The sequence below is a fragment of the Hafnia alvei genome, assembly GCF_034424155.1.
In the GTDB taxonomy this organism is placed as follows: domain Bacteria; phylum Pseudomonadota; class Gammaproteobacteria; order Enterobacterales; family Enterobacteriaceae; genus Hafnia; species Hafnia alvei.
In genome coordinates this window covers 3,504,929-3,520,985 of sequence record NZ_CP139992.1, presented here as the reverse complement: position 1 = coordinate 3,520,985, position 16,057 = coordinate 3,504,929, and the positions used below count along the sequence as shown (strand labels likewise).

Below are 16,057 nucleotides of genomic sequence, written 5' to 3'. Positions count from 1 at the left end.
TTAATTATTAGCCAGCCAGGTATCAACTTTCGAGCGTACTTGTCCAACTTTGACACCGTAAATAACTTGAACTTCATTGCTATTACGCACCACGCCATTCGCACCGGTTGCTTTTAAAGCAGCGTCATCGACGATAGTTAAATCATGAATAGCAACGCGTAAACGGGTAAAGCAATTATCGACAGAAATAATGTTATGTTTTCCACCGAGTCCTTTAATAATTTCATCGGCCTGTGAGCCCGTATTTTTCTTTTCCTGCTGAATTTTTTCTTGATAATCTTTTTTGTTATACAGCTTCACATCATCATCGTCTTCGCGACCCGGTGTTTTAAGCTTTAATTTCACGACCACGGTGCGGAATATCACGTAATAAGCAATAAACTGTCCAATGCCAATCACGATATAAAGTGGCCAGCGTGTCAGCGAAACGGGTAGTGGTAGGTTATAGGCTAAAAACTCAATTAAGCCAGATGCTCCCCATGGCCTCACCTGTAGCAGATCGCAAATAGCCTGTGATGCTGCGGTTAATGTGGCGTGAATAACCCACAGAAGCGGTGAGATAAATAGGAATGTAAACTCAATAGGCTCAGTAATTCCGGTCAGAATTGAGGTAATAATAGCCGGTAATAAAACGGCTTTCGCGAGCATTTTCTTTTCTGGCTTCGCGGTGTGATAAAACGCCAGTGCAGCGCCAGACAGGCCGAAAATAGTGGTCATACCTTGCTGGGAGAAACGCAGAGCATCGTTCATCATCGGTGTTAAATCGGGATGGCGCATATACGCAAGGAAGATGGCCTGAGTGCCAGAAACCGTCTGCCCATCGACCGTCAGCGAACCGCCGATTTGCGTAAGTTGGAAAGGCGACCACACGAAATGGTGTAGGCCGGTAGGGATTAAAAATTTCTCGAAGAAACCATAAACAAATACTCCAGCAACGCCTGCGTTTTTCATAAAGCCGGTTAACGCCGCAATGCCGTGAGTCATAAATGGCCAGAACCAAGTGAAAGCCATGGCGTAGATAATAACAACCGGCGTCATGGCGATAAGCGTTAGCTTTGCGCCGCCATACATAGATAACGCGCCAGGGAGCTCTATTTGCGAGACTTTATTATGTACCCATGCAATGGTGCAGCCAAGAATAATACCGAGGAATATCCCCATATCAACAACCACAAACCCTAATATTTGAGTTTGTCCTGTTCCGTAATATTCACCGTTTATTTTATTGGCAATGCCGTGGGTATACTCCAACCAAGAGTGGTTGGCACCTAAAAACATAATGAAGCACATAACGGAAACTAAGGCGACTTCTGTTTTTTTGTCCTTTGCTAATCCATAGCTAATACCGACACAAAAGAGTAAACCAAGATTACCAAACAGTGGCCAGAAGGTGTCTCCTAATAGCTGACCAAGTTGATGAAGAAAGCTAGTTTCAGAAATAAGCGTTGGGTTGGTTAAAATTGAACTTAATGCCAGAATTAAACCTATGACTGGCAAAAACAGCACTGCACCGATCATCGCCCTAGAGAATTTTTGCATACTCTCCAGAGTACGTTGCCGTATTCTAGACATAGCTGTTCCTTTATTATTAATAGGGGGTGTTTGTTATAATAAATTCACTTCCAGTGATGACGTTATAGCAATGGCCTTGGCGAAAAGAAACACGTTGCGAAAAATAGGTACAAATAGCCATAAAATGCATACCTGTTTCAAATTAATGCGTTATAGGCCTTTGTAATAGTGCGGCTAATAAGTAGGGGTAAATAGATGAGACGTGGATAAAATATATTTTTCAGGGCAAAATGGGTTAACTGCCTACGTATCATGACCTTTAGGTAAAAATACCCTAATGCTAATTGTTAAAACATTCTTATTATTTAGCCTGACGGCGATCGCAGAGATCGTTGGGTGCTATTTGCCTTATTTAGTTTTGAAGCAACATAAGCCGCTATGGTTATTGCTGCCAGCTGCGTTGAGCTTGGTTGTTTTTGCTTGGTTACTGACACTACATCCCACTGCGGCGGGTCGAACCTATGCGGCCTACGGTGGAGTATACATTGGCGTTGCGTTGCTTTGGCTACGCTTTGTTGACGGTGTTGAATTAACCCGCTGGGATATGGTTGGTGCCTGCGTTGCGCTGATAGGTATGGCGGTAATTGTGTTGCAGCCTTCGTAATCAATGAGGAGCCGGCAATATTAATGCCGTCATGCCGAAATATTCAGCATGACGGCGTGGTGATTAGAAGCGAATTTCCCCACCAAAAATATAAGTTCTGCCTCGAGCCGTATTGGCCGCCGTGCTGTCATCACCCTGTATTGGCATCATATTGAGCTTGTTCAATGCTTCAGAATAGTTTTTATTCATCAGGTTTTGTACGCTGAGTTTAAGCATCACGTTGCGGTTGATCTCATAAGTGCTGTAGAGATCGATGATGGTTGGGATCTGTGGGAGGTCTTCCTTCACCACCGCGCCGGTTTTCTCGTCAAAATCAAAATTAGGTGATAAGCGACGTGATTTTCCGGTGTATTTAATAATGCTGCCAACGGTTAATGAATTGTCTAGGAATCTGACACCAGTATCGAGCGTCATATATTTTCTTGGCAGCTCGGTAATATCCCCCGCGCCAAAATAGGTGCTGGCAATCGACGTTGGTTGGTCGGTGTGTTGCTGGCTATAAGCCAAACGTGCAAACGCGTAGCCCGCGTCGTAATCCATTTCTAATTCAAAACCGTGAGCTCGTACCAGTGATTGGGAGTTCACGTAGATGTACATATTGTCGGTGTAGTCGCTAACGTCAGCCCAGTCATTGCCGTTAACTTCAGTCATATTGCATTTACGACCGTTGGTGCAGACTAAATATGACTCACTGAATATGTAGTTTTTAATCTTGCTACGATAGACCAAGGCTTTTAAGCGCAGTAAATCTTCATCAACCAATAGGCTGTGCGCCTTAATATTAAAACCGGCCTGATAGGTTTCGGCACTTTCTGGTTTTAAGAACGGGTTCATTGATGCACCGCCGGAGTTAGAGAAAAACATCTCCTGAATATTGGGTGCACGCATTGATTTGCTGTAGCTTACGAACGGCTGGAGCCACGGTGTTACCTGTGCAGAGAGTTCTACTGAAGGATTATAACCACTCTCTTTTTGATCAACATTGTATTCCCCCTGTGGAACACAGATAACTCGCGGATCGCAGGCGGGTTTGAAACCGCTGATCTTATTCTGAGTGTAGTTAAGATTAAAATTAGCTTGATAAATTCCGCGCTTGATTTCAAGCCCGGTATACAGCGCTGAAATATCTTGATCGCCCGACGGGGCAAAAGGATTGTTTTCAATTGATTCTTGCGAAGACTGTGGATCACCCGCGTTGGATTTGATCAGTTTGTCATAGCGGGTACGCATCAGTTTGCTGCCGATGGTAAAAGCCAGATCGTTATTACCGAGCGTGAAGCGGCTGGTGTTATTCACATCCAGCGCATTAGAACGGTTACGCGCTGACGTGCTATAAAACGTGTACAACGATCCGTCTTGATATTTTTGGTCGCTGCGGCTGGTACTGGCCGTGACGTTGAAATCAATTAATTCAGAGAACGGCGTGTAGTGATACTTGATGTAATAATCGTCGCTGGTGATGTCGCGGCGTGAAAACTTATTTTGATAAGTTCGGGCGGAGAGTTCAAAGCTATTAAACTCATTCGGTTTGATATCCATTTTATACAGCTGTGACTTTGGATTCTGCTTCATGAATTCGTCATAGCCGAACTCTTCGCTATTAATTCCATCGCCGTTGTTAAAGTTGGAATAGACCGAGCTGCCGCTGATGGCGGCCATGGCACCAAAACTGCCGGTATCCGTAAAAGCATCGGTTTTGCCTGCGGCGGCTATCATTCCGCTGCGGCCAATGCCGTTGCTACCGACGGAAAAGCGTGAGCGCACGCCAAAAGGATTCCCAGCAAACACCACGTCATCAACGCCAATCGTGCGCAGATTGGCACTGCCCGCTAGGGCGTTTACCCCAGAGGAACCGCTGCTGTCGCCGCGAGTCACGTCAACGCCAACGAGGAAGTTGGGGTCGATAAGCACGCCAGCCTGACTGTTGGTAGAGCCGTGCACGGCGGTGCCGGAGGTCGAGGTGCCGTAAAAGCTTTGCGTAATGCCATCGACCATGGTGTTTACGCGGCCAAAACCGCTCATCCCACGAATATTCACGCTAACCGAGCCTTGGCCGGGATCGATTTGGGTATAGGTCCCGGGCATGCTGCGTAACGTTGCGTCGAGAGATTCCAAGTTTTTATTGGTGTCGCGTGAGCTGACGGCCCCTGTTTTTTCCAAGGCTTCTTGCTCGCTGGTTATTTTACCGGCCGAGACATTAAGTGGAGAAAATACCGCTGAGCCTTTTTTTTCTCCGCTGCTTTCTTCACTGGCTTGTTGTGCGTAACTGCTTGCGCTGAGCAATAGCATGCCCGAGCCGATCACGCCGGCTATTTTATTGAGTTTCATATGTCCCCTTAAAGGTACTGTCAGTCTATTTTTATTTTCTTTGCTCGGTTGTCTCAGCGTTGATTATCTACGGCCAGAATAAAGTTATATTCCAGCGCGGTATTTTCTACTCGCTTGAGCCGACCTGATTTACCGCCGTGTCCAGCCTGCATATCGGTCAGTAATAATATTTTTCCGGTTCCTAATTGATTCTCTCGCAGTTTGGCAATCCATTTTGCAGGTTCCCAATATTGCACCTGCGAATCGTTGAGGCCGGTGGTCACTAATAAGTTGGGATAGCGCATAGGCTTTATATTGTCGTAGGGGCTGTAGGCCTTCATTTGCTGATAATCAGCCAGCCGATGTGGATTTCCCCATTCATCATATTCACCGAGCGTGAGGGGGAGGGTGTCATCAAGCAGGGTGGTGACGACGTCAACAAAAGGAACCTGTGCAACAATGGCGTTAAATAGCTCCGGCTGTTGATTCATGACCGCGCCAACCAATAGCCCTCCGGCGCTGCCGCCCATGGCATACAGCCGACCAGGCTGACCAAAACCGTGTTCCACCAAGCCGTGTGTTGCATCGATAAAGTCATTGAAACTGTTGGGCTTATTCGCCAGTTTTCCCTGTTCATACCATTGCTGACCGAGCTCGCCGCCGCCGCGAACGTGAATCATGGCGAAAACGAAACCGCGATCCAGTAGGCTAAGACGATTCGCGCTGAAGGCGGGATCCATACTCATACCGTAGGCGCCATAGCCATAAACCAGTAACGGACTTTGTTTGGCCTTGAACATTTTTTTGTTGTAAACCAAGGATACCGGTACTTTCACGCCGTCGCGTGCGGTGATCCAAATTCGCTCGCTGTGATAGTCCTGTGGCTGGGTATTTTTCACTTCCTGACGCTTAAGCAGCGTGCGTTTGCCGCTGGCTAAATCCCATTCGTAGGTGCTCGTTGGCGTCGTCATCGACGAATAGCCGTAGCGTAAACGATCGGACTGTGGCTCAGGGTTATAGCCTAACCACGCCATATAGCTGGCATCGTCGAAGGGCAAGATGTCTTCGGCGTGAGATTTCCAGTTGATTTTGCGTATCTGGCTCAGGCCATCACTGCGTTCAGCTACGACTAGCCAATCTTTGAATAAGGTAAAACCTTCGATCATTTTATTGGGTTGTGGGGCAACTAACGGCTGCCATGAATGACCCATCGCGTTGGTTTGGTATAAACCAAAATTGGCATTTTCACGGTTGGAGCGCAGATAAAACGTGTCGTTGAAGTGATCCAGATAATATTCAACGTTTGGCTGGCGTGCGGTAAATAATACGGGCGGCGTATCCGCTTGGTCAGCATCTAATAAACGCACTTCAGACGACGTGCTGGCGCTTAGGGTTATTAGCAAGTAGCGGTTAGATGCCGAGCGTGACAGGCTAAGATAAAAACCGCCGTCATTTTCCTGATAAACCAGTTGATCTTGTGTTAGCGGCGTGCCGACGCGGTGGTGGTAAACCTGATACGGCACCAGCGTTTGTGGATGATTGCGGACATAAAATAGGGTAAGTCCATCATTTGACCAAAGCATATTGCCTGATGTGTTTTCGATAACGTCGGTGAGCCACTGTCCGTTATGTAAATTTCGCAGCGAAATACGGTATTGGCGTCGGCCTTGGGTATCTTCGGCAACGGCCATCATCTGATTATCTTGGCTGATCTCCAGCCCACCTACGCGATAGTAAGCTTGGCCTGCCGCACGCAGATTTCCATCAATCAGCGTTTGCCACACGGTGCTGCCCGCCAGCGGCTGGCGCTGAGTCACGGCAAAATTTTTACCTGACAGATACACGTCCTGATAGCGATAGCCGTTACGTTGATAAGGCACGGAGCGATCTTCAGGGCTCATGCGGCCGACCATCTCGCGATATAAGGCGTCGTACTGTGCGGAATACGGTTCTAATACCGCGTTGGCATAACGATTTTCATCTTGCAAATAGCGTAACACGTTTGGATTGGCGCGGCTCTCATCACGCAGCCAAAAATAGTTGTCGATACGTCGATCGCCATGTTCGATGATCGTTTTGGGGATTTTCTTCGCCTGCGGCGGCTGTAGATTGGCCGCCAGTGGCTCAGGAGAAAATAATTCAGCGGCAGATACGTGCCAAGAGCACATCGCCGTGAGCGTCATTAATAACAAAAGTTTTTGCCACAATTCACGCATGGTGCGTCCTTTTGGTTTTTTGGGCGATAGAGTGCCCTGCCAGAAAATTTCAGCATGAAAATAAGTGATTTATTAGTGCCAGCCGCGATGACTTACTGCTGTTTTAATTCCGCTAAATCAAAGTTGATCGGCATTCTTACGCTATAAAGTCCGCCGTTTAATATTTCCGCCGGTGGTTTTGGCAGCGGCTGGGCTCGCTCTAACACTTCGACCGCCTCACGATCCAACGAAATGGTGCCGGATGAGGCATAGAGCTGATTACCCTGCACGAAACCTGCCGCATTTACGGTGAACGTCACCACGGCGAGGCCAGTACGAGCGCGTCGGCGGGCATCAAGGGGATACTTTTTATATCGGTTTAGATGACCCTTAACCAAGCTTTCCCACGAAACTTTTTCGCTATTACGCTTGGTGGCATCGCTGTTGAACGGTGCCGCAATGTTGGGTGATAGCGTATTTGCCTGAGGTGCTGCGTTGCTGGCTATGGCGGCATGGCTGGCATCGCTGGTTTGATCTTTAATCTTATTTATCGGGCGCGGCTTTTTCTTTTCTCCGTCAGCCGATTTTTTCTGCTTTGCCACCTCTATGATGGCTTCTTTTGCTACCACCAGCTTTGGCTGCGCTTTATCCTTAACCTGTTGTTTTTCCTCTGCCGCCGCTGACTGCTGTTGAGCAATGCCAATCGGCAACGGCGTAGGGGAAGCAGGCGCTTGGATGGTTTCAGCCCACTGCAGCATTACCGCCGGAGGCGGTTGATAGGGCGGAGTGGCATCCGATGGACGCCAAACTAATGCCGCTAAAAGTGTGCCATGAACCGCCAGCGCGAAGATAAACCAGCGGCCCCATTTAGGCTGTGCGTTATAGAGAATATCCATAGTGGTTTACTTACTGCTCAGTTTTTGGCTGAGGGACGTACCAAACGTAATCAGCCTGCGCCAAGGTAATATTCATACCTGTCTCTGCCAGCATCAAAACGATCGGGCGTGATGAGGGGGCGAGATCTTGCATATGCAGCGGAACGCCCATGGTTTTTGCTGCGTGGTAGCCACCGGCAATCAGCATGGCTGGCGCTGGAGCTGCAAGAAGCTGCTGCGCCATAAACCGATCGCGCTGCTGTTGAATGGCGAGCATCGCTTTTAACTGCGCGGGTTCGATTTTCCCATCGTGCATCGTGACGATGGTTTCACGAATCGCGTTTTGTACCTGTGGCGCGGTGGAGATTTTTCCAGCGGGAAGCTGTGGGTTTTTATATAAAGACTGCACCTGTTCGCGGGAGAGATTCGCTACCAGTAGAGGGTAAGGGGCACGCAAGGTTTGCATCACGACGCCGTGATACATCTCCCAAGGCCAGCCTTGTTGCCAGTTTATCAAGGTCTGAATACGACCTTCGCGCACCATCGGATCGTCTTTTAACCATTTTTTGAGCTGATCGACGCGTGGCTGTTGATCGATGGTCAGCATTTCTAGCAGTACGCTGCCCTGTGGGCGCTGTTGCGGAAGATTTTTGATCAACCACATTTCAATCAGGTGATGCTGCGCGTTATCGTGTTTTTCTCCGACGATAAGCCGTGGCTGCGGCGCGACACGCGTGAGTAACTCCTGGCTGGTTAGGGTTTCACCGTTGTGCAAATCGATGATGGTGCCCAAGGTGTTTACATCGTTCAACGCGGATGCGCGTGATGGTCGAGTCAATGTTGGTTGGCTGCATGCACTGAGTGCTAATGTGGCTAATATAATCAGAGACTTAAGGCTAAATAGTGTGCTCATGTCTTTGGCCTAAAGGCGGCCGCTTGGCCGCTATATTATAAAATGTTTAATAATGAGTCGGGATTAGCTCAACGCAGGTTAGGGCGCGACCGATTCCATACTGACTAATCCCACCTTGAGATAACCCGCCGTGCGTAGCGTATCCATCACCGTCATTAGCGTGGCGTAGTCCACCGCTTTATCTGCTTGCAGAAAAATGGTGGTGTCCTTGTCTGCTTTGGTTTGCTCATTGAGCTGCTCGCTGAGCCGATCGCTGGTGGTTAGCGCATCACCGAGATAAAGCTGTTTATCTGCTTTAATGGTCAGATAGACCGGCTTATCTGGGCGTGGCTGCGGCTGGGCCGAGGATGCCGGTAAGTTCACGCGAATATCGACGGTTGCCAGTGGCGCGGCGACCATAAAAATAATCAGCAAGACCAGCATGACGTCGATAAAAGGCGTGACGTTGATGTCGTGAATCTCACGGCTTTCGGCGGATTCGCCAGCGGAATAATCATGAATGTGCAGTGCCATACCGCTATCCCACCTGCTTTTGGGGCGCGTTAAGGTCTAGATCGCGGCTCAGCAGCAACAGAATTTGCGCGGCTGCATCTCCCACCTGTGCGCGATGTTCGTTAATCATGCGGCTGAACAGGTTGTAAATCACCACGGCAGGGATCGCGGCAATCAGCCCCATGGCGGTAGCGAGTAATGCTTCGGCGATGCCCGGCGCAACGACGGCCAGATTGGTCGTTTGCGAATGTGCAATGCCGATAAAGCTATTCATGATGCCCCAAACGGTACCGAATAAGCCGATAAACGGTGCAACGGCACCAATGGTGGCGAGATAGCCGTTGCCTTTGGCAAGCTGGCGACCATAGGCCGCAACGCGACGATCGAGGCGGAAATTGGTTCGGTCTTTAATACCGTTGAGATCGGAGGCGTGTGTTGAAAGCTGTTTTTCATCCTGAGCATCGCGTAATAGGGCTGCGCTTATGCTGTTCTCGGCGAAGGACTGCGATAATTCACAGGCCGTGGATAAAGAATTAGATGGAAACAGTAAACGATATTCGCGCCGTAATTGTTGTTTAGCCCGCAGTAGCGCAATACTTTTGGCAAATAAGATGGTCCATGTGATAACGGATATAACGATTAATCCAATCATCACGCTTTTCACCACAATATCAGCCTGCTGATACATGCCGAAAATAGAAAGATCCAGCGATGAAATTCCACCGGTAGAAACGTTTTGAATGCTGCTTCCCTGCTCGCTAATAAGGGGGTCTGCGCCTGCGTATCCGGCTATACCAAAGCTGAGGAATAGCGCCAGAGATTGTTTTAGCATCCTGCTGAACTTGCCGTTAAAAAGGGTGAACTGTGCCAAAAAGTTTTCCGCTAATGCCATGCGGAGCCTCCGTTTTATTTTTTTCATTGGATTGAACTGCATTTATTGCGGACAGGATGCTAGCAAAGATTTAGATCAAATGATACTCATTATCATTCTCATTTAGTTAGGTGGGTAATTATTTTTAGAATTAAGAATAAATTTAGGTTAATTAATGCTTTTGGATCATAAATCTATTTTTCTAAGTCATATAAATTGTGTGGATATTGTCTTTTTGTGGCTTTCTCTTTGGGTGAAAATAAATTTTCAATTTAACATATTGTGCTTAATACTTTTTTTCCTGAGGCTAGACGATAAATCGGCTGATTTTATGTGTGCCACTACACCACTGTTTATGGCTATTTAGATAATATCCATGCTGATGTTGTTGGATTTATCTATCTGAATACGTGAGAATGCTTAACGTGAGCTGCCCAATCAGCGCTATCTTTTTGGGATAAATTTTTCTCTCTCTTTTATTCACTGCGAGGCAGTATGGATAGCAGTAGCAGAACGAAAGCAAACGCTTGTGGCATCTTGGCCATCTTGCTTTGGAGCACCATCGTTGGCTTGATTCGTAACGTTAGCGAAGGCGTTGGGCCAGTAGCAGGTGCCGCGTTGATCTATACGGCGGGTTCTATATTTCTTTTCATTCTGTTGGGTTCTCCCAAACTGCGCGCCTTTAAACCGGTTTATTTGTTAGCTGGGGGCGCTTTGTTTGCCAGCTATGAAGTCTGCCTCTCTTTGGCGCTGGGTTATGCCACCACGCGAGCTCAGTCGATTGAAGTTTCCGTGATTAACTATTTATGGCCGAGTTTTACCGTGCTGCTCTCTTTTTTGTGTAGCGGTGGCCGGCTAAAAATCAGTTTACTACTGGGTGTGTTGCTGTCTTTATTAGGCGTAACAGTGGTGATAAGCGGCGGTTCATTAGCCTCACTTTCTGGGATGGCTGAGAATATCGTTGCTCATCCGGTTAGTTATGTATTGGCCTTTGTTGGCGCGATCCTGTGGGCGGTGTATTGCGTTGTGACGAATAAATATGCCAATGGACAAAATGCAGCGGCGCTGTTCTTCGCGCTCACCGCCGTCTGTTTGTGGATTAAATGGTTATTAGGCGGAGCTGAGAGTTTTACTCTCTCTTTGCACAGCGCGTTTTATATCGCTATGGCCGGTGCTGCGATGGGCTTTGGTTATGCCGCGTGGAATATCGGTATGATTCGCGGGGATATTAATCTGTTAGCGACGCTCTCTTATTTCACGCCTATCCTTTCCGCGTTATTTGCCTCGCTAATTTTATCTTCTTTGTTGCCGCCCACGTTCTGGCTAGGCGTTTGCGCCGTCACAGCGGGCGCTATTATTTGTTGGCTGTCGACCAAGCCGAAGTGGGGGAATAAAACGGCTAAATAACCGGCCAAAAAAGGCCAAGCAAACGTGATGTTGCTTGGCCCAATATGTGATTAGCCTAGGGTGAGTTTATACTGCAACGGCTTCGAGCATCACCGGATGAAAATGGCGCTTGAAGTAAATCAGTCCGTGTCCTGCTTCACTCAGCGTAATCTGTTTGATCTGCACCAAATACACCAGATGTGTACCGATAGTTTGTACCTGTTCAATTTCACCTTCGAGACTGGCTAGGGTTCCGCGCAGCATCGGTTGACCGAGAATGCCTTTGGTCCAGATATCCCAGCTAAAGCGTTCTTCCATGCTGGTGCCCGTCATCCCCGCAAAATGTCGCGCCATCAGTTCTTGCTCATGGCTAAGCACGTTGACGCAGAGTTTGCCGTTCTCCTGAAAAACAGGGTTCATCGCGCTGTTACTGTTGATGCATACCATCAGCGACGGCGGTGTATCCGTTACCGAGCAGACGGCGGTGGCGGTTATCCCACAGCGACCCGCAGGGCCATCGGTGGTCACGATGTTGACCGCTGCCGATAGGCTGGACATGGCATCGCGAAAACGTAGACGGTGTTCATTTTCTAAAGACATACTGGCCTCCCGCTACTGATTATTTCAGCAGCTTGTCTAACATATTAATATCGTTGTTATTGTGCAGGTGTGGAACGGTCCAACCGTGCTGGTCATATTCCGACAGACAGCGATCAACCATAGCCATCATGCGATCCATATTGCCGGAGGTTTGTGCCTGACGCAGACATTGCAGACGGATTTCATCTTGGCTGCCTGAGTAGTTGATTTCATAAAGCTCATGACGACCGCCGAACTCACTGCCGATGGCGTCCCACATCAGTTTTAAAATCTTGATGCGTTCAACGTGATCCATGCCGTTTGAGCCGCGTACATAGCGGGCGAGGTATTTATCTATCTCTGGATTATTCAGATCGCGCGCGCTGGACGGCAGATAAATCAGGCCGCTGGTGACGTTGCGCTCGATAATGTTTTTGATTTTGGCATAGGCCATTGGGGCCATGACGCGGTAGGTTTGTAGCGCGGCGTGATCGGGTAAATAAGCACCGTTCACCCACGGCGTGGCTTCCGAACACATCGAATCGCTCAGCGCCCAAAACATATTTCGCCACGCGACAACTTCGCCGAGATCGGCCTGTACGCCGCGGAACTCAGAAGTTCCGGTACATTCCAGACTCTTTTTCAACAACGCGGTGATGAAGTCGAGTTTAACCGCCAAGCGCACACAGGCTTGAAGGGGATACATGCGCGCAAAGCCACCTTCCATTGTCCAGCGGCGACAGCGGTCGAAGTCACGATAGATCAGCACGTTCTCCCACGGGATCAGGACTTTATCCATTACCAGAATCGCATCGTTTTCGTCGAAGCGGCTAGAGAGCGGATAGTCGTAAGGAGAGCCGGTTGCGCCTGCGACCATTTCGTAAGAGGCGCGTGAAATGAGTTTGACGCCGTCGGCGTGCATCGGCGCGACAAACATCAGCGCAAAATCCGGGTTTTCACCCATGACCTGAGCAGAACCAAAACCGATCATGTTGTAGTGAGTGAGCGCTGAGTTGGTTGCCACCACTTTGGCACCGCTGACGATAATGCCGGCATCCGTTTCTTTTTCGAGTTTGATGTAGACGTCTTTCACTTCGTCAGCGGGCTTATGGCGATCGATAGGCGGGTTGACGATGGCATGGTTGAAATAGAGCCCGGTTTCCTGAATACGCTGATACCAGTGACGGGCATTGGCTTCAAACTGCCCATAAAATGCGGGATTTGCGCCTAATGCGCTGCCAAATGCGGCCTTGTAATCAGGAGTACGCCCCATCCAGCCGTAGCTTAATCGTGACCATTCGGCGATAGCATCGCGCTGCTGGCGTAAATCATCGCTGCTTTTCGCAAAGCGGAAGAATTTATGGGTATAGCCGCCGCTGCCGGTATCGGTTCCCCAGCACAGTTTGTCCTGCATCTCAGGCTTGTGCAGTGCGTCATAAAGTTGTCCTACCGACGCCGCCGCGTTGCGAAATGCGGGGTGTGTGGTGACATCTTTGACTCGCTCGCCGTAGATGTAGATCTCACGGCCATCTTGCAGGCTTTTTAGGTACTCTTCACCGGTTAACGGGCGTTTGGCGTCGGCACGGAAATCTTCAGGTTTCATGTTTACCTCACAGTAGGGTCAGAATCCAAGAACGACCTTCTGAAAGGCGTTCACTGGCTGTTTGTTAATTTATTGTTTTGTTTTTGTTTCTTAATTGAAGCGTTTAAACCGAGTTTCGGGAAGATACTTTTGAGGTAATCACTGGTACTTTTCAGGCGGGAGTGGCGGTTTGTTGGAAGAATGTGATCCAGCACGAATTTTGTGCTGGCTCAGTGTGAAACGGCGATCTGTTCAGCGCGGTAGGCGCTGGGTGAACAGCCAACTAACCGATTAAAAAAACGGGCAAAATAAGCGGGATCTTTAAATCCAAGCTGATAAGCAATTTCACTCACGGCACTGTCGCTAAATAGCAGCAGGCGTTTGGCCTCGCGTAGCTGGCGGTCGAAAATCAACCGTTTGGGAGGACGGTTGGCGAAGCGTCGGCAGATGTCTGTCAGCCTCGATTCCGTAATCCCGAGCTTATTAGCATATTCCGGCACAGACCAATGCAGACGGAAATTTTCGTCGATAAGCTGGTTAAGACGCTGGAAAACGCGCATTTCTCCACGCATTCCGCTGGAGGATTGTTCATCGAGCGGAACATTTCGTAGCAGTAGGGTGAAAACCGCCTGCGCCAAAAGTACCAACGTATGTTCGCGTCCTCCTAGCTCGCTGGTGGACTCGCGGGCAATCAGTGCCCAATAGTGGTCTAACGCCGCTAATTCGTGAGGCTTATCGGCCAGTGATAGGCAAATACCTGGCAGATCGAAAGCATCACGTTTGCCGGGATAAAGCACCTCCAGCAGCGGCCAAATCAGCTCTTGGCGAACGGTGAGCACATGGCCGTCGCTGTCTGGTTCGGTGAAAAATGCGTGTGGCACCGAGGGCGGCGTGAGAACAAACAGCGGTGCCTGCACCGAATAGCGGTGGTCGTCGAGCTGTAGCTCAATTTGGCCGGTATTCAGAAAGTGCATTTGGAAAAAACTATCATGGCGGTGTGGCTTCATATCCCGCCCAAAGAATGCCGCCATGCGGGCGAATGACTGGTAATGTACATCATCAGAGCCTTGCGTTTCGTCGTAGTCTTTGCTGATGTCGATATTGGTTATTTGGCTCATGGCTATTCCTTGATTGCGGTGACGCTAACCTCTAGAACCCCACCCCAGCCCTCCCCTTTGCAGGGGAGGGAGCATAACGAAGACTTATTTTAATCACGTGTCTCGGCCAACCTCTCCCTCTGGTTCAGAACGGAGAGGGGGAGTTTGGGTGAAAGCTTTACATCCTACGGCGTTGCACGTGGTCGTGAGCCTTTCATCGGGATCAACCAGATAATGATCGCGCCCACGATCAGCAGTCCTGCGACAAAGTAGAGCCCCGAATTGAAGTTTCCGGTTTGATCTTTAAGCCAGCCAATCAGCAGCGGGCTTACCGCTGAACCAATGTTGCCGGTGGCATTGATTACCGCGATCCCAACCGCTCTGGCTCGCAGGCTGATCGACTGATCGGGCGTTGTCCAGAAGATCGCCATTGCGCTAAATGAGCCTGTGGAGGCCATGATGATCCCCAACAGCTGGATCATGTTGTGATCGGTTGCGGAAGCCAGTAGCCAACCGACGGCAGCAAACAGAAACGGCAGCGCAGTATGGTGTTTACGTTCCTGCATGCGGTCGGAGTGTTTGCTCCACCAAATCATTCCCGCGATGGTGCAAAACTGCGGAATAGCAGCGAGTAAACCGATCGTGATATTGCTGCTCGATTGGTTAAAACTCTGCATGATTTGGGGCGTCCAGATACTAATGGCGCTCAGCGTATTCGTGAGGCAGAAATAGGCCAGCGTGTACATCAGCACGATGGGAGTGAAAATTTCACGCCACATGCTTGGCCGCTGTAAGGCATTGTGGCTAAGCGCGCCTTCAGGCTGTACCAGCTGCAAATTGTCGCTGTCCATCATCTCTTGCAGGCAGTCTTTATCTTCCTGAGTTAACCATTTGGCTTTCGATGGCTTATCGTCAAGGTAGTACCAAACGATGATGCCTAATAGCACCGATGGGAAACCCTCCAGCAGAAATAGCCATTGCCAGCCTTTGAGGCTCAAAATGCCGTCGAGCGATAAAATATAGCCGGAAACCAGCGAGCCGAGCGCGGTGGTAACGGGCATAGCTATCATAAACAGCGCATTGGCTCTGGCACGGAAATAGGCTGGGAACCAGTAGGTGAGATAAACCAAGATACCCGGCAGGAAGCCCGCTTCGGTAATACCTACGATCATGCGCAGCACATATAAACTGTGCGGCCCGGTGGCGAACATGGTTGCCGTTGAGGCCAGCCCCCACAGCACCATGATCGTTGCGATCCAACGACGTGCGCCGACGATGCCCAGCATAATATTGCTGGGGATGCCGAAAATCACATAGGTGGCATAGAACAGCGTGGTCGCGAGCCCAAACATAGTGGAGCTAAGGCCGAGATCTTTTCCCATCGTTAAACCGGCAAAACCGATATTGATACGATCGAGAAATGAAAATACAAACAGTACGAATAAAAACACGATCAGACGGCGGAAGAGTTTGTTGATAACCCGCTGCTGCTGTTCTGTAAGGTTTTTATGCCGATGGGCTGGCTCGACCTCGTTTGATACCGCTGATGTTGAATCGCTCATTTGCCTTTCCCCTCAGAATGAA

General features: G+C 49.2%; 13 protein-coding genes. 2 read left to right on the top strand and 11 right to left on the bottom strand.

The window, feature by feature from the left end; genetic code table 11:
- Positions 1–1,572, bottom strand: coding sequence for a PTS transporter subunit EIIC (locus U0008_RS16450; protein WP_043495108.1), 1,572 nt, complete (start codon positions 1,570–1,572; stop codon positions 1–3).
- A 277-nt stretch (positions 1,573–1,849) separates the two neighbouring features.
- On the opposite strand from U0008_RS16450, the gene U0008_RS16445 reads away from it, so the two are divergent.
- The gene (locus U0008_RS16445) at positions 1,850–2,176 is read left to right on the top strand and encodes a YnfA family protein (RefSeq protein WP_043495105.1); all 327 of its coding nucleotides are present in this window, start codon (positions 1,850–1,852) and stop codon (positions 2,174–2,176) included.
- A 63-nt stretch (positions 2,177–2,239) separates the two neighbouring features.
- On the opposite strand, the gene U0008_RS16440 is transcribed toward U0008_RS16445, so the two are convergent.
- From U0008_RS16440 to exbB, 6 genes are all read right to left on the bottom strand, one after another.
- The gene (locus U0008_RS16440) at positions 2,240–4,504 is read right to left on the bottom strand and encodes a TonB-dependent receptor domain-containing protein (RefSeq protein ID WP_043495104.1); all 2,265 of its coding nucleotides are present in this window, start codon (positions 4,502–4,504) and stop codon (positions 2,240–2,242) included.
- A gap of 53 nt (positions 4,505–4,557) precedes the next feature.
- A complete protein-coding gene (locus U0008_RS16435; RefSeq protein ID WP_051874174.1) occupies positions 4,558–6,651 on the bottom strand; it encodes a S9 family peptidase in 2,094 nt (697 codons plus the stop codon).
- Between the two features lie 140 nt (positions 6,652–6,791).
- Entirely contained in the window at positions 6,792–7,574 is a 783-nt protein-coding gene (locus U0008_RS16430; protein ID WP_043495102.1) for an energy transducer TonB family protein, read from the bottom strand.
- 10 nt (positions 7,575–7,584) lie between these two features.
- The gene (locus U0008_RS16425; protein WP_043495098.1) at positions 7,585–8,466 is read right to left on the bottom strand and encodes a ChaN family lipoprotein; all 882 of its coding nucleotides are present in this window, start codon (positions 8,464–8,466) and stop codon (positions 7,585–7,587) included.
- Between the two features lie 78 nt (positions 8,467–8,544).
- Complete coding sequence (exbD, locus tag U0008_RS16420) at positions 8,545–8,979, bottom strand: TonB system transport protein ExbD (RefSeq protein ID WP_043495096.1); 435 nt, start codon at positions 8,977–8,979, stop codon at positions 8,545–8,547.
- A gap of 4 nt (positions 8,980–8,983) precedes the next feature.
- Positions 8,984–9,850, bottom strand: coding sequence for a tonB-system energizer ExbB (exbB, locus tag U0008_RS16415; RefSeq protein ID WP_226929816.1), 867 nt, complete (start codon positions 9,848–9,850; stop codon positions 8,984–8,986).
- A gap of 474 nt (positions 9,851–10,324) precedes the next feature.
- On the opposite strand from exbB, the gene yddG reads away from it, so the two are divergent.
- Complete coding sequence (gene yddG, locus U0008_RS16410; RefSeq protein ID WP_043495094.1) at positions 10,325–11,236, top strand: aromatic amino acid DMT transporter YddG; 912 nt, start codon at positions 10,325–10,327, stop codon at positions 11,234–11,236.
- A gap of 66 nt (positions 11,237–11,302) precedes the next feature.
- Here the strand turns inward: yddG and U0008_RS16405 are convergent, their stop codons facing one another.
- The 4 genes from U0008_RS16405 to hpaX form a co-directional block, all read right to left on the bottom strand.
- A complete protein-coding gene (locus U0008_RS16405; RefSeq protein ID WP_025800105.1) occupies positions 11,303–11,815 on the bottom strand; it encodes a 4-hydroxyphenylacetate 3-monooxygenase reductase subunit in 513 nt (170 codons plus the stop codon).
- Between the two features lie 19 nt (positions 11,816–11,834).
- Complete coding sequence (gene hpaB / locus U0008_RS16400; RefSeq protein ID WP_043495093.1) at positions 11,835–13,397, bottom strand: 4-hydroxyphenylacetate 3-monooxygenase, oxygenase component; 1,563 nt, start codon at positions 13,395–13,397, stop codon at positions 11,835–11,837.
- A 209-nt stretch (positions 13,398–13,606) separates the two neighbouring features.
- A complete protein-coding gene (hpaA, locus tag U0008_RS16395; protein ID WP_038502424.1) occupies positions 13,607–14,494 on the bottom strand; it encodes a 4-hydroxyphenylacetate catabolism regulatory protein HpaA in 888 nt (295 codons plus the stop codon).
- A 164-nt stretch (positions 14,495–14,658) separates the two neighbouring features.
- On the bottom strand, positions 14,659–16,035 hold the full coding sequence (gene hpaX / locus U0008_RS16390; protein WP_025800100.1) for a 4-hydroxyphenylacetate permease: 1,377 nt from the start codon (positions 16,033–16,035) through the stop codon (positions 14,659–14,661).
- Positions 16,036–16,057: the final 22 nt, after the last annotated feature.